The organism is Chryseobacterium sp. JJR-5R (genome assembly GCF_034047335.1).
Lineage (GTDB): Bacteria > Bacteroidota > Bacteroidia > Flavobacteriales > Weeksellaceae > Chryseobacterium.
Window position 1 is genome coordinate 834,463 of record NZ_CP139137.1, and the last position, 20,662, is coordinate 855,124.

Here is a 20,662-nt window from a genome sequence, read left to right on the forward strand (position 1 = left end):
GGCGCACACTTCCGGCTTTCACTGCTCGCTTTTTTGTGCCTGACGCATTATCCGGAGCTTACAAAAAGAGCTCAGACATGCCGTTCAATCCGGGGCGCAGGGCACGCAGGCAGGAACGGAAGATATTTGATACTGAAAAAACGCAATATTTAAATAAAATTATGAAAGAAAAAGACCGGTTGTCAGACATTGCATGGAAAAAATGGGGACCTTATGTAAGCAACAGGGAGTGGGGGCTTGTACGTGAAGATTACAGCGAAAACGGGGATGCCTGGAACTACACCAACCATGATACTGCAGAAGCTAAAACATACCGCTGGGGAGAAGAAGGGATCTGCGGAATCTGTGACAGCCTGCAGAAGCTGGTATTTTCGGTCGGATTCTGGAATAAGAAAGACAAGATGGTCAAGGAAAGGTTTTTCGGCCTTTCCAACGGGCAGGGCAACCATGGGGAAGATGTAAAGGAATACTTTTATTACCTGGATTCCACACCCACCCATTCCTATATGAAGATGTTGTACAAATATCCTCAGAATGCGTTTCCTTACGAAGACCTTATAAGTACCAATGCGGAAAAAACCAAGCAGGACCCTGAATACGAGCTTATAGACACCGGGATTTTTGACCGAAATGAATATTTCGATATTTTTATAGAATACGCAAAGGAAAGCGGGCATGATATACTGGTAAAGCTTACAGTCATTAACAAATCTGAAAATGAAGCACCGCTGGTTATTCTGCCTACTCTATGGTTCAGAAATACATGGAGCTGGGGTTATGATGCGTATAAACCGCGGATGACTTCTGGAGAGGCAGACCGGATCAGCATCAGCCATAAAGACCTGGAAATTAAAAATATCTATGCCGGCCAGTCGGGAAAAGTTCTTTTTTGCGATAATGAAACCAATAATGAACGCCTTTACCAATCCCCCAATGCAGCAAAATACTGTAAGGACGGCATCAATGACTTCATTATCAACGGAAATACGCAGTCCGTCAATCCGGAAAATACCGGAACCAAAGCATCGTTCTTGATAGATGAAACTTTTCAGCCGAAAGAAATAAAAACTTTTGAATTCAGGCTTTCTGATAAAGACCTGGACCAGCCTTTTGAAGATTTTAAAGATACTTTTGAAGGCAGGAAGAAAGAAGCAGATGAATTTTATCAGGAAATCCAGGACGGAATAGAAACGGATGACGAAAAAATGGTTCAGCGCCAGGCTTTTGCCGGCATGCTCTGGAATAAAATGTTCTACCATTACAATGTGGAGAAATGGCTCAAGGGCGATCCCGGCCAGATGCCTCCTCCAAAATCCCGCGAAAACATCCGTAATTCCGAGTGGAAGAGCCTTAACAATGAACACATCATTTCAATGCCGGATAAATGGGAATATCCCTGGTATGCTACCTGGGATCTTGCTTTTCATTCGATCAGTTTTGCACTGATTGATCCTGATTTTGCAAAACATCAGCTGAAACTGTTCCTCCTGGAATGGTATATGCATCCGAACGGCCAGCTGCCTGCTTATGAATGGGATTTCAGCGATGTAAATCCTCCGGTTCACGCTTGGGCGGTCTTTCGTGTTTTCAAGATTGATGAATATTTAAAAGATAAGCCGGATATTGCTTTCTTGGAAAGCACATTTCAGAAACTGCTGATAAATTTTACATGGTGGGTCAATAAAAAAGACATTAACGGAAATAATATTTTTGAAGGCGGTTTCCTGGGGCTTGATAACATAGGCGCTTTTGACCGCAATGCGGAATTGCCTGACGGCGAACATCTTGAGCAGTCTGACGGGACGAGTTGGATGGCTATGTTCGCTTTAAATATGATGAGAATTGCCATGGAACTGGCCCTGTATAATAAGGTCTATGAAGAAATGGCCATAAAGTTCTTTGAACATTTCCTTTCCATTGCAAATTCCCTTGATAATATGGGTGAGGAATGTTTCAGCCTGTGGGATGAGCAGGATGAGTTTTTCTATGATGCTATTTCTTCAGGGTATGGCAATCATATGTATCTGAGATTGAGAACTATTGTAGGTCTGATCCCGATGTTTGCCGTTGAGGTGATTGATGATGCCATGATCGAAAACCTGCCGAATTTCAAAAAAAGAATGCAGTGGGTACTTGAAAATAAGCCGGAACTCGCAGCCTTGGTTTCGCATTGGGACGTAAAAGGCCAGGATTCCAAACACCTGCTTTCCCTTTTGAGGGGCCACCGCCTTAAGAGGCTGTTGCACAGAATGCTGAATCCGGAGGAATTTTTAAGTGAATTCGGGGTGCGTGCCTTATCAAAGGAATATGAGGATAATCCGTACACCTTACAATTGAACGGGACCGATTATACGGTTAAATATACACCTGCAGAAAGTGACAGTGCCCTTTTCGGAGGCAACAGCAACTGGCGCGGCCCGGTCTGGTTTCCCATCAATTTCCTGATAATCGAAAGCCTGCAGCGTTTCTTCTTTTATTACAGCCCTGATTTCCTGGTAGAATATCCTACCGGAAGCGGGAATTATTCAAACCTGGATGAGATTGCAGATGCTTTAAGCAAACGGCTTTCAAAATTATTTTTAAAGGATGAAAACGGGAACCGCCCTTTCAACGGACAGTACCCGAGATTTCAGGACGATCCGGATTTCAAAGACTATATCCTGTTTTATGAATATTTTCACGGGGACAACGGCCGTGGCGTAGGGGCTTCCCACCAGACGGGATGGACCGGCCTGATCACCAAGATCCTGATGCCCAGATTCTCAAAAAAGAAAATTGCAGAATCGGAAACGGAACTTACAAAAGCTGATGAATAATTAAAGGCCAATGCTTTGTCCCAGACATCAATAAAATAATTTAAATATCTCAGATTTTAAAAATATAATTATTTGATTTTTAGCGGTTTGTTTTATATGCTTTACTCAAATATCTGTTGGATGACCTCAAGTGAAGGCGGTATCTGGAAGTCTGTAATATGATAATGGTAATAGACAAGGAGGCTGTCCAGCAGGTCTTTTCTGTAAACCGGCGGGATTTTTACACGGTAGGGGTCCGGAGCAGAAATGATCATTTTCCAGACGGCAGAAACTTCTTTATTGAACAGCTGGTGCATCGGTTCAGCAGAAAATGTGCCGGTCTCCGGATCAAGGAAATTCCCGGTATTCAGCAGAGGGGCAACCCCATGGATTTTTAAAATCTTAACTAAAAAAATATAATGTGCCTGATAATTCCGGTTTTCCAGTTCATGGATAAATTCATGAATGCTGACGAAAACATTCGGATTCTTATTTTCATGCCTGAGGTTCTGATTTAAAAAATCTGAAATAAAAAACACAACGGTGCTGCATTTTATGTCCGTATAAATGTCACTGCTTTTTACCATCTCGAATTTTGAAATGGTCTGTATTCCGTTTCCTTTTACCGGAAGCAAGGAAAAACTCAGGTGGCTCAATGGCAGAAGCAGGGCTTTCTTCTTATTCTTTTTGGTATAAATACCTTTCAGGAAATAAGACTGGAAGCCGTCATCTTCCGTAAAACAATGCAGGACCGCATCATTTTCACCATATTTTATATAAGATAATAAAAAACCGTTTTGTGAATTCATTAATTTAATTGACTACCGCAATCTTGGCTGTTGCTTTATCAGATCCGTCTTCATTGGTCATGAGTACGAAATAGATCCCTGAAGCTACCCTTGAACCTTTCTGGTTATTGAGGTCCCATTCGTAATAACCGCCTCTTGCTACTGCTGAGTTTACAATATTTCCGGCTGTATCGGTAATTCTGATATTGGTAACTTCTGCCAGTCCTTTGATGGTCACTTTCCCTTTAAAATTGCTATACACTACAGGATTCGGATAAACCAGGACATTCCCGAAATCCGAGGTAACATCGGCAATATCTCCCTGATAGGTAACAATTCCGTCATAAGAAGCAAAATATACCTTTCCGGTTTTCCGGTCTACTTTGATATCCGTAATGGTATTGGTAGGAAGCGGAGAGTTTTCTTTGGTAAAATGTTTGATGGTCTGCTGCCCGTCAGCAGAAAGATAGTATACCCCGCCGCCGTCTACGGAAACCCATTTATGATCCCCTGCATCCACTTCAATCTGCAGAATCTGGGTATCCCTGAAGAGTTCCTCACCAAGCCCGTTCTGTTCGATAATAACAGGCTCAACCACTGCACTTGCCGGGGTTTTTATCGCTGAAACGGCATTCGGTAAAATCCTTAACCCGATATCTCCGCCGATCCACGCATCACCTGATTTATCAACCGCAACTGAAATGGTTCCTCCGGAACTGGCAGCAAAGCCGTTGGCCTGGGTTAGAATATACTCCTTATCATCTGAAATATTTGTAGTTTTATTTGCATCATACGCTATGAAACTATTAGTTCGGGGAGTAGGGATGAAAAGCAAGCCTTCATAATATAGTGCTTTCTGTGCAGCCCCGAAATTCTGATTGGTGTTTCTTATCAGAAAATTATCGGTAGCCCTGTCATAGGCACCAACAGCTGTAAAAGGTCCGGGCGCTGTTCCGTCACCTGAAAAAGCAACCGTTACAAATAAATTATTGACATCATCAAAAGTAAGACCCACGGCTCGTCTTGCAGAAGTATCATCAGTGCCCAGGTTATAATTTTTGGCGAATGTAAAATCTTTGCTGCCCGCATTATATTTCATTTTATAAACACCACGGCCGTTTGAAGTCGTATAATTGGTAAAGAAAACATCAGCAGGATTTACAGGGTCCGAAACCGCATCCAGCACATTGAATCTCGTTGTGTTCCCAATAAAGTAGGAAGGGTAAATCCACTCCGTTCCGTTGAAATAATAGAATCCGGGATTCTTCGGATTATTGACTCCTGTATTGTATCTGCCTTCTCTTCCTCCGGTGGAAACGAGCATCTGGTTTTCACCATACAGACTTATTTTATAGGCGTAATTAAAATAGGGGCCGTCCGGCCTGAAAGTATTGCTGCTTTCATTTTTTATGCCTGATAGAACAGTTCCGCCGTATACACTGCTCCCTACAGTGGTTGCCGTGTTGCAGTCTTCCCCGAAGCTGACGGTATTATTGAAATTTCCGTTTGTATTGAATGTGTATACCCTGTTTACATCAGTAACAATGATATTGCTGTTGTTAACCACAACATCACGGACGTTGCTGAAATTCTGGGAAAGGGCTACCGCAGTCCCGCTGTTGTAGATATATCCTGTTGTTGCAGATGAAAAGCTCAGCACACCTTCTGAATCAATATGCCTGAAAGCACCTGCCAGATCTGTGGTCCATGTTGTGAATACCGGAAAAGTAGTGTTCATTTCATGGCTTTTTAAGCCTGTATTGGTTACTGCATATACTTTATTCCCGAAGATCGTTGCCTCATTACTTGCTTCATAGACACCTCCGGATAAAAAGAATGCCGAATCTTTAAATTCTTTTTTCTTCAGATCAAATATGGAAACACCATAGCCTGCGGAAATAACAGCCAGGTCTCCTGTAATGGAAATATGATTGATTCTCTTGCTTCCGTTGTAGCCTGTCGCAATTGGAATATCAACAACATATTTTATCCCGTCCTGAGAAATCACATCCAGCGACCCGTTTTGATAGCCTACTAGAGCAACTTTCGTCTGCGGATTGTAATCAAAAGCTGAAATTTTTACCTCATGCAGCCCATTAGCTTTCGATAGCTTGGTAATTTCACCGGTAGAAATGGTATAATAGAAAATCCCGTTTTCTGCTGCTGCCACAAGCTTCCCGTTGTCTTCCTTCATGGCCAGGACATTGTTGTAAGAAAACAGGTCTCCCCATTTTTTTGAAGAAATAGTCTGTGCATTTGCCAAAGGCAGGGATGCCAGGATACCGAGAGAAATTAAAGAGAGTTTTTTCATGCTTATTATGCTGTTATGCTGCTGTCAATCACCTGGTTATTCCAGGAAATGTGTTTTATATTTTTATCTGTATCAAAGAAGAAGTCTATTCTGCCTAAAAGCAGTCCGGCCCAGCCTACCTGGTTAACCAGGACATTTTTGCCCTGCCTGTTGATGAAAACCTGGGGCTCCGGCAGGAAAGTATGGGTATGGCCTCCTAAAATAAGGTCTATATTTTCAGTTTTAGCGGCTAAAATGGTATCACTTATCTTGTCCGGTTCGTCTTTATAATCATAACCGATGTGTGAAAGGCAGATCACGAGGTCACATTTCTGTTCGTTTTTAAGAAATGCGGAATAATGCTGTGCTGCCTCAACCGGGTCTGAATATACCGTTTCACCATATTGCTTCTTGCCTACCAATCCGTCCAGCTTTATTCCAACGCCGAAAAGCCCGACTTTAATGCCGTTTTTGTTGAAGATTTTGTAAGGCGAAGTTTTTCCGTCAAGAACAGTATTCTTAAAATCGTAATTCGAACAGATAAAAGGAAATTTTGCATTAGGCAAAACTTTTAAAAATCCGTCCAGTCCATTGTCAAAATCATGATTCCCCATGGTAGAGGCATCATAGTTCATCATGGACATTAATTTAAATTCCAGTTCACCTCCGAAAAAATTGAAATAAGGGGTTCCCTGGAAAATATCTCCTGAATCAAGAAGCAGAACGTTGCTTTCCTGATTCCTGATCTGCTGGATTAAGCCTGCCCTTCTCGCAAAGCCTCCCTGGTTAGGGTTTTTGGTGTAGCTTGCATCAAAAGGCTCTATCCTGCTGTGCTGGTCATTGGTATGAAGAATGGTCAATTGGTTTGCAGCTTTTACGCCGGGAATTTTTAATTCTTCCGCCATCATCATGTTCGGAGCCAGGGCTATAGCCAGGGTTCCGCCGCCTATTGTTTTTAAAAAACTTTTTCTATCCATTACTTCTTACCGGTAAAATTTAAACGAACATCTGTATTGGCCTTTATTTCCGGACTGTTTTTGAAATATTCAATAAAAAGGTCCCTTAATCTGATGCCTGTGGAAATGGCTTCTCCCTGGGCAAAAAATTTCATATTGTCGCCGCCCAGAGCCAGGTAATCAGAGGTGGCAATATAATAATCCTGAGCCGGATTAACGGTTTTGCCGTTGATTAGAGTTTTGGTTAACTGCCCGTTATCCGTTTCTATATACAGATGGGATACGGGGTTATTTACCTGTGTTTTTGCATAATAATCAAAAAGCCCCTGTAAATCGCTTCCTTTCATTTTTACAATGATCACTTCATTTTCAAAAGGCATTACTTCAAATATGCTTTTCAGTAAAATATCACCTTTCCCTATGGTTGTCCGGATGCCTCCGATATTGATGAGTGCGGCATCCACATTTTTATTCAGGTGGGCTTTTGCCCAGTTATCAGCTCCGCTAAATGTATAATCTGCTAAAAGGTTTCCCAGGTTGCTGTTGTTCCCCTGTTTTGTAAGATCTGTATCCGTATGGGAAATCTTCTGATTCATCTCCTGGTCCAGTTTCTGCTTATAAGGCTCAATAACCTTCATAAACGCCTCGTCATTCTTCAGTTCATTATTAATAGGAATGTTCTTCCGGGTCTGTATATCTGCCACCTGAAGCGGGGAAACCGTCTTACAGGAAGAGAGCGCAGCCAGTGCAATTCCTAGTAATAAGAATTTATTTTTCATATGTTGCCAATTATTTTAAAGATTGTATATAACCGCCAGTACCTAATAGTGCTTTATAAGCAACCCGGTCATGGCGATGGGATAATATCTTTACTATATGCAAATATAATTATATGTATAATAAAACATTATTATTTATGATAAATTCTTGGACTAAATTATTAAATTTGGAAAAATAATTCTTACAGATGAGCATTTTAAAAGGAGTAGGTGTGGCTCTTGTAACACCCTTTAATGAAGATTTATCCGTGGATTTCGACAGTTTGACAAAACTTGTGGAATACAATATTGAAAACGGAACCAGTTATTTAGTTGTTTTGGGAACTACGGCGGAAGCGGCAACACTTTCCGGTGAGGAAAAGAAACAGGTGGTAAATCATATCATTAAGGTGAATAATAAACGTCTGCCTTTGGTACTGGGAATTGGCGGCAATAATACCCTTGAGGTGAAAAAACAGATTGAAGAAACTGACCTTACCGCTTTTGAAGCAGTGCTCTCCGTATCTCCGTACTACAACAAACCTAATCAGGAAGGGCTTTACCAGCATTATAAAGCGTTGGCTTCCACAGGGAAAAATATTATTATTTATAACGTCCCTTCCAGAACGGGGCAGAATGTTGAAGCTGAAACAACACTGCGCCTGGCAAAAGAATTCCCGAATTTATTCCTGATCAAAGAAGCTTCACCGAACATTCTCCAGTATTTTGACATCCTAAGAAAGAAACCTGAAGGCTTTTCACTGGTTTCCGGTGATGATGAATTCACGCTTCCCGTAACTTTAGCCGGAGGCGATGGGGTAATTTCAGTAATCGGACAGGGATACCCGAAAGAATTCTCTGCAATGGTTCAGCTGGCTTTTGAAGGAAAGGTAAAAGAAGCCTACGAAATTCACAATAAAATGGTTGAGATTACAAGATTAATTTTTGCCGAAGGAAACCCGTGCGGAATCAAGGCGGTACTGGCTGAAAAAGGGATTGTGAAAAACTACCTGAGGCTTCCGCTTGTGGCTGCTTCAGAAGGCCTTTATGCAAAAATAAAAGCCGAAATGGAAAAAATATAACAGATAGATGAGCCGTCATAATAAATGGACGGTTTTTAAACTGGTAACTTTTTGAAGGTAAATTTATCACGATTAATCAAATAAATGGAATAAGGAAAGTGAAAGGCTGCAGGCTTTTCACTTTTTTAATCATCCTATTTAAAATAATGGAATTAATAAAAGCAACTGAAAGCGATATCCCTTTAATCCAGGATCTTGCGAAGCGATCCTGGGAAAGTGCGTATGCAGGAATAATTTCGGACCGGCAAATTGCGTATATGCTGGATTTAATGTATTCCGAAAAGGAAATATCAGCCCATTTTCAACATCCGCATTATCATTACTATCTGATTTTTGATGAAAACAACAAATCATTTGAAGGATTCATCGGATATGAGCACGGATACGAAGAGCAGACAACAAAACTGCACCGGATTTATCTTGTTCCTGAAAGTAAGGGCAAAGGCTTCGGAAAAAAGGCCCTTGATTTTTTAAAAGCACAGGTGTCGGGTAAAGGCGATACAAGAATTATCCTTAATGTTAATAAAATAAACAGTGCAAGGAAATTCTATGAATCACAGGGTTTTAAAATGTACGGTGAAGTTGTAGTGGATATAGGAAACGGTTTTGTAATGGATGATTTTGAAATGGAATTTTTAACTCACGGATAATAGACTTAAAATTCTGTAACATTTAGTCGCAATTCTATAAAAGGTGACATATTTATTTTAGCCATCTTTGCACCAGAACCAAATCACTTATAATAAATACATTCATATGCTTGGTCATAAGCTCAGGCTTTTAATCAGTATATTTTTTTCATCCTTAGTGTTTAAATTCCTGCATTTTTATAATGCAGGGATTTTTTTATATCATTGTAATAATTATTTCTTCGTATTTCACATTTAATTGAATAAATGTTTATATTTACGCTGTTGTTAAATGCATTAAAAAGGGATGAAAATGTATGTTAAATTTGACTTCAATACACTGTGCAAAAAGGTATTGGAAGAAAAGCTCAAAGAGCATGGACTGAAATACAGGCTGGTAAATTCCGGTGAAGTAGAATTTTTAGAGTCGGTTACCGGAACGCAGCGCCAGGCTATTAAGAACAGCCTGGAAGAATACGGAATGGAAATCATAGAGAGCCAGAAGGTAGCTTCGGTACAAAAAATCAAGGATATCATTGTAAAGCTGGTCTTTTCCGGTGAAATGATTTCTGTGAAAGCCTCAGTTTACATTGCGGAAAAAATGAGCCACAGTTATGGCTATCTTTCTACTCTGTTTTCAGAAGTAGCCTGTACTTCAATTGAAAATTTTATTATACTTCAAAAGATTGAATACGCAAAAGAGCTGATTATCAGTAATCAGTACAGCCTTACTGAAATTGCTCATAAACTCAACTATTCCAGTGTGGCGCATCTAAGTACCCAGTTTAAAAATACCACAGGGGTTACCCCTTCTTATTTCCAGAAAATCATTGCGGGCAGGAGGAAGGCAGACAGTTACAACCAGCAATACCGTAACGCGGTATGACCAGGGAATGTCTTAATGTGATGCTGATGGATCATGATGAAGGGAACCATATTTTCTTTAAGAATATATTTCAGGACCTGAAAATCAGGATAAAAACCAGTGTATTTTTTACCGGGCCTGATATGGTTAATTACCTGAAAAGTGAAAAGGCCGTTATCCCGGAACTTCTTTTTATGAATTATGATATTCCTGAGAAGAATGTATTGAACTGCCTGGCTGAAATCAGGTCATGCAGTAAACTCAGCCAGATGACTGTTGCTGTTTATTCATCAGATTTATCATCGGATGCAGAAGAAGAAATCTTTATAAAAGGAGCAAATGTTATGATGACGAAGCCGGATAATTATAAAGATCTGAAGAAGGCACTTACTGAAATAGTGACGGTTAACTGGCAGTATCACACATCCGGGCTCAACAAAGATAATTTTATCATGAAAGTGTGAAAAATTATCATTAAGTTATTTCCATATTAAAATTAATTGTCTATATTTGCTGTATAATATTCACATAATGGTGAAAACAGAACGAGATTTATACTTTAAATTTTACAGAATGTTTTCTTTATCAACATGGATTTTAAACTAGATTATATCATCACAATGTTAGTAAAACAGAATGAATTATACCAATTTCCAGCTATAAGCGCAGAAGATCTTTAAGCAAAACGGTACAATCATGAAAACTCGGAGAAGTTAAAGGAAATTATACATGTTAATTCATTGTAACCCTTTGGCAACAACAAGTTAGTTTTTATAAATAAGCAAGTTGGAAACATAATTCATTTTGTTTTTTTACTTTATTTTAAGCTTAGCATCAAATAATTATATCATATTCAGATCACCAAATCACAAAATATTAAGCGAAAAATAAAAGTATGAACAGTGAAGTAAAGTAATTTTCTTCAAATAATAGTTTTATAAGGGGAGGCCGCGGAAGATTATTTCTTTTCGCGGTTTTTTTATGAAATTTTACTCCACTTATTTTTTCCTTTGTACTGCCTTAAGTAATAATTTTTAAGAACCTGATGTTCCGGCAGGGCCAGGAGGGAATCTCTTGTAAGGATTTTTTCTACCGAACTTTTTGTGGTCTTAATAATCGCTGAATCATTCACCAGGTCAAGCTTTTTGAAATCCACGACTCCGCTCTGCTGTGTGCCCAGAATATCTCCCGGGCCCCGAAGCTGCATGTCCACTTCTGAAATTTTAAAGCCGTCATTGGTTTCCACCATCGTTTTAATCCGGGTCCTGCTGTCGGATGACAGTTTATCGGAGGTCATAAGGATGCAATAGCTCTGTTCTGCACCCCGGCCCACGCGCCCGCGAAGCTGATGGAGCTGTGACAGTCCGAACCTTTCTGAACTTTCAATAACCATTACGGAAGCGTTCGGAACATTTACGCCTACTTCAATAACCGTTGTGGCAACCATGATTTCTGCTTTTCCGGAAGCAAAATAGCCCATGGCCGCATCTTTTTCGTCCGGCCTCATTTTTCCGTGAAGCATGGTGACATTATAATGCGGAAAATTATCCATGACGTTTTCCAGCCCCGTCATTAAGTTTTTATAATCTAAAGTCTCGGATTCTTCAATTAACGGATAGACAAAATAAACCTGCCGTCCTTTCTGTATTTCTTCGCGGCAGAAATGATAGACATAGGCCCTGTCTTTTTCCCGCCTGTGGGCTGTAATTATCGGTTTTCTTCCTATCGGCAGTTCATCAATCACCGAAACATCCAGATCAGAATAAAAGCTCATGGCCAAAGTTCTCGGGATAGGGGTAGCCGTCATGATCAGGATATGGGGCGGGATTTTATTCTTGGCCCAAAGCTTGGCCCGCTGTGCAACCCCGAATCTATGCTGTTCATCAATAATCGCCAGCCCGAGATTATGAAACTTAACTTTATCCTCAAGAACGGCATGGGTTCCCACCAGGATTGAAAGCTCACCATTTTCCAGTTCCTGATGGATGATCCTGCGTTCGGAAGCTTTTACAGAACCGGTAAGGAGCCTTACGTTCACGCGGGTTTCTTTCAGAAGGTCTTTAATCCCGTTGTAATGCTGCTGTGCAAGAATCTCCGTGGGAGCCATAATACAGCTCTGGAAGCCGTTATCCTTTGCAATAAGCATCGTTAATAAAGCAACCATGGTTTTCCCCGAACCCACATCACCCTGCAGGAGCCTGTTCATCTGGACCGGGCGCTTCATGTCCAGCCGGATCTCTTTAAGCACCCTTTTCTGGGCACCGGTAAGGTCAAACGGCAGGTGGTTATTGTAGAAATCATTGAAATAATCACCTACAACCGGGAAAGGGTTTCCTGTCGTATGGCTTTTGTGATGGAGTTTTTTTAAAGCGTAACCCAACTGGAAGAAAAAAGATTCTTCGAACTTTAACCGATAATTGGCCTTCTCAAAATATTCCATATCCTTTGGGAAATGGATGTTGAGATAGGTGTGTTGTCTTGACAGGAATGAAAAAGCCTTTATCAGGTAATCCGGAAAATTTTCATGGATAAGGTTCGGGATCTCTTTACAGATGTTTTTTAAGACCATCTGAAAAAATTTCTGGTTCAGCCCTCTTTTGGTAAGCTTTTCCGAGCTCGGATAAATAGGCTTCAGCCGCATATCCGTGTCTTTTTTTTCTTCAATTTCTATTTCCGGATGCGCCATGGAAAACTGGCCGTTGAAGACATTGATCTTTCCGTAGATATAAATTTCCTGATTAACGGGAAGCTGTTCTTTCAGCCATTTCGAATACTGGAACCACACAAGGTCCATAGAGCCCGTATCATCATTGAATTTTGCCGAAAGCCGTTTTATTTTTCCGGTCTGTATTTCCTGGATACCGGTAATTTTCCCTTTAAGCTGAACGTCAGTGCTTACTTCGTGGAGCTGGGCAACTTTATGGACCTTGCTTTTATCCAGGTAGCGGATCGGGAAGAAGTTCAGCAGGTCTTCAACGGTAGAAATTCCCAACACATTTCTGATGAGTTTGGCTTTTTCAGGACCTATTCCTTTGACGTATTCTATGGAGGTTTCTAAATTCATTTAAAAGGTCCACGAATTTCGGGAAAAATTAGAAATTAAAAAAGGCCTTCATCAATGAAAGCCTGTATTTTATTCTTTTATTTTAGATTTGAATTTTTTCTGGTAGTCTTCCCACTGTTCCCTTGACCGGATTTTTTTGAAAAGGTCCTTGCAGATAAGATCCAGATAAGGCTCCAGTTCCCTGGCAGACAACTCTCCCTGAAGAATGGTAATCGGGCCTCCTTTTTCATCAAGGAAAACTGTGCTCGGCACTGCGCCTACATTCATATACTGGGTGAATTCGTGTAAAGAATTACGGACTTTCTTATGTTCCGTATTCGGGTTTGAAAATGTTCTTCCGAAAATTTCCACCTTATTTTTTTCTTCTGCATTGAATTTAACCGCATAATAATTTTCATTCAGGATTTCAGCAATTACCGGATGGCCATACGTTTTTTTATCCATTATTTTACACGGGCCGCACCAGTCTGCATAAAAATCAATAAGTATTTTTTTGGGATTTTCTTTCTGGGCTTTTAAAGCTTCTTCAATGGTCATCCATCTGACCTGGGCAAAACTCAGGGTCAGCATGAACAGGCAGATTATGCTTATGATTTTCTTCATGACTTGATATTTAAGTAAAAACAAGCATAATGTGAATGTCTATTTTACATCCTGCATTAATTTTTTTACGAATGGAGAGATCAAAATTAGTACCACTCCGGCAATTACTGCATATAAACCCAATTGCTTGTATCCATCGGTATAAGTGATAAAAGCATCGTAATTGGTGGACCCGCTTTTGGCAGTCGCAAGCCCGGCCCCGATGATACCTGCAACATACTGGCCGTAAGCGGAGGCTAAAAACCACATTCCCATCATCATTCCCTGGAGATTTTTGGTTGACAGCTTGGTCATGATCGATAGCCCGATCGGCGACAGGCACAACTCTCCCAGAGTAATAACCAATAAAGCAATCGTGAAGAAATTAAGTGAAGTGATTCCCGCTGCATTCACAAATAAGCGGGTAGCAAATAAAACATAGTATCCCAATCCTAAAAAGATAAATCCGAGGCCGAATTTTATAATGGTATTGGGTTCGATTTTTCTTTTATTCATCCAGATCCAGAGCAATCCGATCAAAGGAGCCAGAAAGATGATAAAAAAGGCGCCTCCTGAATTATTAACTCCGTTCGGATCTAATCCCAAAAGGTCCTGATTTAAATTTTTTGCGGCAAAAATACTTAATGAACCTCCGCTTTGCTCATAAATCCCCCAGAATAGGATGGAAAACAGAATGAATACCAAAGCAGCCCAAAGCTTTTTCCGTTCGGAAGGGGTTACTTTGGTCATTTCGTAAAATAAATAAATCAGGGTCAAAGGCCCGATAGTCCACATAAAATAATCGGTATATTCTGTCTTGGCAACCATGACCATAATGATAGGAACGAAGATGAGCGATAGGATATAGACGCCATATTCGATCCATTTCGGAATGGGTGCCGACTGTACATCGTGATCTGGATGTCCGGGCTGAAGCCCAATGGTACCCAGGCTTTTTTGCGTAAACACGAAATTAATAAGGCTGATGACCATTACAATGGCGGCAAGCCCAAAAGCAACATTCCATCTCGTGCCTTCGGAAATTACTTTTGTGAAAATTTCTCCTTTTCCGATGGCAATACACAGATAGCCGCCGAGCAGGGCCCCGAGATTAATACCGGCATAGAACAGGGAAAATCCTGCATCGGCTCTTGAATCGTTAGGTTTATACAGCTGCCCGACCATTGAGGAAATATTCGGTTTAAAAAAACCAGTTCCCACTACAGTAAACGCGATACCAAGGAAGAAAAATTTATGCGGATCTGCGGCCAGGATTAAACTCCCCACAATCATTAACAGTCCACCCCAAAACAGTGATTTCCTGAATCCCAGTATTTTATCGGCGAATAAACCGCCGACGAAAGTAAATGCATATACAAATGCCTGGGTGGCCCCATACTGGAGGTTGGCTTCACTTTCATGAAAATTGAGTTGTGAGATCATAAAAAAGACCAGCATTCCCCTCATTCCGTAGAAACAGAATCGTTCCCACATTTCAGAAAAGAAAAGGCTCCAGATCTGCTTAGGATATTTTCCTTTGAAATTTTGTATTTCTTCCAGCGTTAAGCTCATAATTGCCTATAATTATTTAGTTTGGGTTGTTTTGTTTTCCTGATCAAGCTCGAAACGTATCCTGTCCTGATCAATGATGTGCTTTAATTCTTCCTCTTTCGGAAGGTACAATAAATATTTGCTTGCAAAGAGATTGTTTCTGTCGTTCAAAACAGAATATTTTACAATGGTTTCGTCTTTCTCTGAGCACAGTAAAATGCCTATTGTCGGATTGTCGCCTTCGTTCCGCTTCAGATCGTCATACATTCTCACATACATATCAATCTGCCCGATGTCCTGATGTGAGAGTTCACCTGTCTTTAAATCAATAATCACGAAACATTTTAAGATATAGTTATAAAAAACCAAGTCAATGTAAAAATCCGACGTAGCTGTTGAAATGTGCTGCTGCCTTGCCACAAAAGCAAATCCTTTCCCGAATTCCAGTAAAAATTTTTCAATGTGATCTATAATCGCAGTTTCAATGTCTTTTTCAGAACTCTTTTCATTCGGATTTAATCCCAGAAATTCAAAAATATAAGGGTCTTTTAGAACACTGTGAATGGTTTCATCAGGAGATTTTTTATGTTCTAAAACCCGTTCGTAAGCAAGGGAATTGATCTGTCTTTTCAGATCTCTGTAGTTCCAGTTGTTTTGGATAGATCCATTGATATAATAATTTATTTTGTCTGGATTATTCAATCTTATCAGCAATCTGTAGTGTGTCCAGCTTAATTCGTGATGCCATGCGTCACATATTGGAAACGAATTATAAAAAGATTTCATATTTCTCAGATTACTTTCATCAAACCCTTTTCCGAATTCCAGAGTCAGTTTCCTGGAAAGGTTTTTTGAGGTATGTTTTCCGTATTCTGCATGTTCCTTTCCTTTCTGCTTATCTTCCACAATACGGTTCCCGATCTGCCGGTAGGTAAGCAAAAGGGTAGAATTGGCAATTCGGAATACCTTTTCACGGGATTGGGTGATAATCTCTTTTACCGACTGAAATAAATAATTTTCGGAAACTTCCATCATACGAAAATAAAAAAAACCTCCGACTTAGCAGAGGTTTTCAGTATATTTTTATTGATGCGGATTAGTTTACACCGTGCATCATTTTCTTTAATCTTGGCGATAATATTGCTAAAATTACAGCAGCAATACCACACAATACTACGAATACCATAAAGAATTCAAATAAATTATGGATTTCCACGCCGGCAAATGTTGTATTGGCAACAGGCAACTGTTCCTTTTCAAATAAAGCGACCTGCTCCGGCGTAAGCGTTACCTTTTTATCCAAGACATCCTGAAGGTTGATGCCTAATTTTTCCGCTTTCACAAATTTATCCCCGGTTGCCGGAATAATCGCTCCTAACGAACCTGCCAAAGCATAACCCGCAGCATTTGAGATGAAGAAAACTCCGTACAGTAGAGAAGCAAACCTTTTAGGAGCCAGTTTGCCTACCAATGACAATCCGATTGGAGATAAACAAAGTTCACCCATAGTCTGGATAAGATACAGTAACATCAACCATTTGATGGCCAGTAATCCTGTATTTCCAAGGTCTTTTACGTTGTATGCAATAATGAAATAGGATAATGCAATCAGTGCCAGACCCATTGCCTGTTTCATCGGGGATACGGGCTCTTTTCCTTTTGCTCTCAATTTATCCCAAAGGATACTGAAAGGTAAAGCCAGGGCCACAACGAATAACCCGTTGAAAATCTGAACCATTGACGGCGGCATATTCCATCCGAAGATATTCCTGTCGGTCTGGTTATCTGCAATGAAGGTTAATGAAGACCCGGCCTGCTCAAATGCAGCCCAGAAGAAAATAATAAAGAACGAAACGATATAAATTACCCAGATTCTATGTCTTTCCACTTTATTTTCTGCAGAGCTCATAATTAAAAATGCCAGGGAAATCCCTGCAGCATAGATGAAAGGGTAAATAATCCCTTTAATCAACTGTCCCATTCCTACAGAGCTGAATCCGAATTCTCCTACCAAAATGTATCTGAATACAAAGAAAAGCGCAACAAATAACACGGCGGCAATTCCCATATTTTTACCTGAAAATTTTGCAGTCTGGGTTTCTCCTTCTTCAAAATCCTCACTGGTATTGTTCTTTGGCAATCCACCGATGGGCCTTCCTTCCGGTGTTACAACATATTTATTTTTAAGGATAAAGAAGGTTACCGTACCTACAAGCATGGCAATAGAAGCTGCTAAGAATCCCCATTTAAATGCGAAGATATCCCTAACGCCTGCAGAATCTTTAACATCACCCAAGTACGGACAGATAAACTGGCCTAAGAATGCCCCGATATTGATACCCATGTAGAAAATGGTAAATGCAGAATCCAATTTTGATTTTTCCTGTTTAGGATAGAGGCTCCCCACCATTGAGGAAATATTCGGCTTGAAAAAACCGTTTCCAAAAATAATAATAAACAAGGCCAGCCACATTAATGTTTTTGCACTGACCAAGTCAGACGAAAATGTTGAAGCACTGAAGAATAAAAGCAGCTGCCCGATGGCCATCAAACTTCCGCCTACCAGAATCGCATTCCTGTTACCGATGTACTTATCGGCAATGAAACCTCCTAAAAGAGGAGTTAAATAACATAACGCAAGGAAACCACCATAAATAATTGCTGCATCTGCTTCTTTGATGAGAAGAGAGTTCACCATAAATAAGGTAAGCAATGCCCTCATTCCGTAGAAGTTGAATCGCTCCCACATTTCTGTTCCGAACAGAACCCATAATCCTCTAGGATGTCTGGAACCCTTATTCTCTACAAATTCATCCTTCTTCGGATTTAATGCTTCAATGTTATCCATTTTTATTGTTAATTTTTGTTAAGACTGACAAATATAGTTTTTTTTGTGTTTTCGGCAAGGTTTAATTTTACATTTAAATAAAAAAGCCGCAGAATACCCCTGCAGCCTGATTTTGTCTTGTTATAACGGGTTTAATGCCCCTTTTCTTTCATGATTTTATTAAGCCTTTTCAGCATGGAAAGCCCTAAAAGTGTGGCAAATATCAGCAAGGCAAAATTCACCAGGAAATAATTCATCTTGTTGTCATAGCTGTACCAGGTACTGGCCAGGATGCCTGAAAGCTTGTTTCCGACTGAGTTGGCGAGGAAGAAGCCGCCCATCATCAAAGCGGTAATCCTGGCCGGCGAAAGCTTTGAAACAAAAGACAGCCCCATCGGGGAAAGGCACAGTTCTCCCACAGTGATAACCCCGTAGCCGGCAATCAGCCACCACGGTGAAACTTTTACGGCCCCGTTGTCTCCGGCCCAGACCGCCAGAACCATCACCAGGCAGGAAAGGGCTGAAATAAATAATCCCAACACGATTTTTGTAGGCGTCAAAGGCTCTTTTCCTTTTCTTCTTAAGAAAGCCCAGACGCCTACCACTACCGGCGTCAAAGCAATTACCCAAAACGGATTGATCGACTGGAACAGCTCGGTGTTGTACAGATAGACTTTGCTTTCAGGGTCTTTTTCCAGTTCTGCTTTTTGTTCAGGAGCAATATTCTTGAAATAAATATCTTTTCCGGTTGTTTTTACGGCTTTTCCGTCCTTGTCTTTCTGGGACTGATACTGTTCGTCGTACACAGGCACTTCCTTATCTGCATAGCTTTTGCCGTCCACCATATAGATTCCTTCCAAAGGTTTTTCCATAGAGGCGGGCACGCTTCTGTCCGTATAATAGTTGGCCCATCGGGTCAGGGCGGTTCCGTTCTGTTTAAATACTGCCCAGAAGAACATGCTGATCATAAATACCGATAACAGGGCACCAATAGATGCTTTTTCAGCAGGCTTGGCTTTGAAGTACAGTGAAGCATAAAAATAAATAACCGGCACACAGGCAAAAATAAAGGCATCCGTACTGTCGCTTCCGAAGATATTTCCGGGAATAACCCAGCCGATGACCCCGGCAACAATCGCAGGGACAAAAACTTTAAGCATAATTTCAGAAAGCTTGGTGTCACCTTCCTGTACGGGTTTCATCTGTGCAGCATGGATGTAATGTTTCCGGCCGATCGTAAAGATCACCAGACCTGCCAGCATGCCGACTCCTGCCGTGATAAAGGCCTCGCCCCAGCCGAATTTGTTCCGCATAAAAGCAGCGATAATGTTGCAGATGAACGCTCCGATATTGATGCCCATATAAAAAATATTATACCCGGAATCTTTATTGGCCCTGTAAGGTTCTTCTGAATACAAGTTTCCTAAAAGGGTGGAAATGGTCGGTTTAAAGAACCCGTTTCCGATAATAATTAGGGCCAATGAGGAATAAAAAAGGGGAAGGTCTTTGAAAATACCCATCCCGATATATCCCGCTGCCATCAGGATCCCTCCCAGATAAATGGATTTGATATATCCTAAAACCCGGTCGGCTAAAAAACCTCCGATGAACGGCGTGAGATAGGTCAATGCAATATAAGTCCCGAAAATATCGTCCGCCGTCTTATCCGGAAGCCCGAGGCCGCCTTTGATCCCGGCAGGTTCAATAACGTATAAAACAAAGATACCGAGGATCAGGTAATACCCGAAACGCTCCCACATTTCAGTAAAGAAGAGGAAAGGCAAGCCTTTGGGATGTTTGGTCTTCATAGTTTCAAAATTTCAAATTTCACAAATATAAAATTTTAAAAACAATAATTGAATTTTATTAACTTTAGACAAAAGATGGGCAATGGAAATTACGATAAAGGATATTGAAAACAATTTGAAAACATTACCAAAAGGATTTTTACTTGAAGTAAATGATTTTATTGATTTTTTAAAATATAAACATTTGAAGAAAAAACAATATGAAGTTCCTGAATGGCAGAAGGAAGAAGTAAGAAAAAGAATGGAATATGCTCAGAATAATCCTCAAAGCTTTGTCTCTGAATCTAATATGGATGATTTTATAAATAATCTGGAAAGTAAAAGCTGAAGTGATTTATACTCATTTTGTTAAAGATGATTTAAAGGAAATTAACCGGTGGTATAATAAAATTGACAATAAATTATGGAATAATTTTGTGAAAGAATTTCTTTCGAAAATTATTTTTATTAAATGAAATCCGTTGTCTTTAGAATAAAAGTGCGGGCATAAGAGAGTTGCTTTTCTTAATAAATTTCCATACGGGATTCATCATTTATATGACGAAAGTAAAAATACCGTGATGTATATTCCGTTTTTCATACATCCAGAAATCCTGAGAATCTGGAAAGCAGAAAATAAAAACCCGAATCTTAAAATAAAGATTCGGGTTTTTATAGTTAATTCTTA

General features: G+C 40.2%; 16 protein-coding genes. 6 read left to right on the top strand and 10 right to left on the bottom strand.

Annotation, left to right across the window (positions count from 1 at the left end):
- Nucleotides 1-161: 161 nt before the first annotated feature.
- Nucleotides 162-2,816, top strand: a complete 2,655-nt coding sequence (locus SD427_RS03985; RefSeq protein ID WP_320560000.1) for an MGH1-like glycoside hydrolase domain-containing protein — start codon at nt 162-164, stop codon at nt 2,814-2,816.
- A gap of 101 nt (nt 2,817-2,917) precedes the next feature.
- Here the strand turns inward: SD427_RS03985 and recO are convergent, their stop codons facing one another.
- The 4 genes from recO to SD427_RS04005 are packed head-to-tail and all read right to left on the bottom strand — an operon-like array spanning nt 2,918 to nt 7,608.
- Nucleotides 2,918-3,604 (bottom strand): DNA repair protein RecO, encoded by a 687-nt coding sequence (gene recO, locus SD427_RS03990; RefSeq protein WP_320560001.1) that lies wholly within the window; start codon nt 3,602-3,604, stop codon nt 2,918-2,920.
- A 4-nt stretch (nt 3,605-3,608) separates the two neighbouring features.
- The gene (locus SD427_RS03995; protein WP_320560002.1) at nt 3,609-5,894 is read right to left on the bottom strand and encodes a T9SS type A sorting domain-containing protein; all 2,286 of its coding nucleotides are present in this window, start codon (nt 5,892-5,894) and stop codon (nt 3,609-3,611) included.
- Nucleotides 5,895-5,899: 5 nt separating this feature from the next.
- Nucleotides 5,900-6,850: a metallophosphatase gene (locus tag SD427_RS04000; RefSeq protein ID WP_320560003.1), complete on the bottom strand. Its 951-nt coding sequence runs from the start codon at nt 6,848-6,850 to the stop codon at nt 5,900-5,902.
- Nucleotides 6,850-7,608 (bottom strand): 5'-nucleotidase C-terminal domain-containing protein, encoded by a 759-nt coding sequence (locus SD427_RS04005; RefSeq protein WP_320560004.1) that lies wholly within the window; start codon nt 7,606-7,608, stop codon nt 6,850-6,852. The genes SD427_RS04000 and SD427_RS04005 overlap by 1 nt, the downstream gene beginning before the upstream one ends.
- 188 nt (nt 7,609-7,796) lie before the next feature.
- Here SD427_RS04005 and dapA point away from each other — a divergent pair, with 188 nt between their 5' ends.
- The 4 genes from dapA (at nt 7,797) to SD427_RS04025 (ending at nt 10,627) form a co-directional block, all read left to right on the top strand.
- A complete protein-coding gene (gene dapA / locus SD427_RS04010; RefSeq protein WP_320560005.1) occupies nt 7,797-8,669 on the top strand; it encodes a 4-hydroxy-tetrahydrodipicolinate synthase in 873 nt (290 codons plus the stop codon).
- A 146-nt stretch (nt 8,670-8,815) separates the two neighbouring features.
- The gene (locus SD427_RS04015) at nt 8,816-9,319 is read left to right on the top strand and encodes a GNAT family N-acetyltransferase (RefSeq protein ID WP_320560006.1); all 504 of its coding nucleotides are present in this window, start codon (nt 8,816-8,818) and stop codon (nt 9,317-9,319) included.
- Nucleotides 9,320-9,605: 286 nt separating this feature from the next.
- Nucleotides 9,606-10,184: a helix-turn-helix transcriptional regulator gene (locus tag SD427_RS04020; protein ID WP_320560007.1), complete on the top strand. Its 579-nt coding sequence runs from the start codon at nt 9,606-9,608 to the stop codon at nt 10,182-10,184.
- Entirely contained in the window at nt 10,181-10,627 is a 447-nt protein-coding gene (locus tag SD427_RS04025; RefSeq protein ID WP_320560008.1) for a response regulator, read from the top strand. The genes SD427_RS04020 and SD427_RS04025 overlap by 4 nt, the downstream gene beginning before the upstream one ends.
- Before the next feature lie 515 nt (nt 10,628-11,142).
- Here SD427_RS04025 and recG read toward each other — a convergent pair.
- The 6 genes from recG to SD427_RS04055 all read right to left on the bottom strand — a co-directional run bounded on the left by recG (nt 11,143) and on the right by SD427_RS04055 (nt 19,995).
- The gene (gene recG / locus SD427_RS04030) at nt 11,143-13,227 is read right to left on the bottom strand and encodes an ATP-dependent DNA helicase RecG (protein WP_320560009.1); all 2,085 of its coding nucleotides are present in this window, start codon (nt 13,225-13,227) and stop codon (nt 11,143-11,145) included.
- Between the two features lie 69 nt (nt 13,228-13,296).
- Nucleotides 13,297-13,830: a thioredoxin family protein gene (locus tag SD427_RS04035; RefSeq protein WP_320560010.1), complete on the bottom strand. Its 534-nt coding sequence runs from the start codon at nt 13,828-13,830 to the stop codon at nt 13,297-13,299.
- 39 nt (nt 13,831-13,869) lie between these two features.
- Nucleotides 13,870-15,381: a peptide MFS transporter gene (locus tag SD427_RS04040; RefSeq protein ID WP_320560011.1), complete on the bottom strand. Its 1,512-nt coding sequence runs from the start codon at nt 15,379-15,381 to the stop codon at nt 13,870-13,872.
- Between the two features lie 12 nt (nt 15,382-15,393).
- Nucleotides 15,394-16,395: a PDDEXK nuclease domain-containing protein gene (locus SD427_RS04045; protein WP_320560012.1), complete on the bottom strand. Its 1,002-nt coding sequence runs from the start codon at nt 16,393-16,395 to the stop codon at nt 15,394-15,396.
- Between the two features lie 61 nt (nt 16,396-16,456).
- Nucleotides 16,457-18,208, bottom strand: coding sequence for a peptide MFS transporter (locus SD427_RS04050; RefSeq protein WP_320560013.1), 1,752 nt, complete (start codon nt 18,206-18,208; stop codon nt 16,457-16,459).
- 131 nt (nt 18,209-18,339) lie between these two features.
- Complete coding sequence (locus tag SD427_RS04055) at nt 18,340-19,995, bottom strand: peptide MFS transporter (RefSeq protein ID WP_320560014.1); 1,656 nt, start codon at nt 19,993-19,995, stop codon at nt 18,340-18,342.
- An 82-nt stretch (nt 19,996-20,077) separates the two neighbouring features.
- Between SD427_RS04055 and SD427_RS04060 the strand changes: the two genes are divergently transcribed.
- Nucleotides 20,078-20,323 carry a hypothetical protein gene (locus SD427_RS04060; RefSeq protein ID WP_320560015.1) on the top strand — a complete coding sequence of 82 codons (246 nt, stop codon included), beginning with the start codon at nt 20,078-20,080 and terminating at the stop codon, nt 20,321-20,323.
- Nucleotides 20,324-20,662 lie beyond the last annotated feature (339 nt).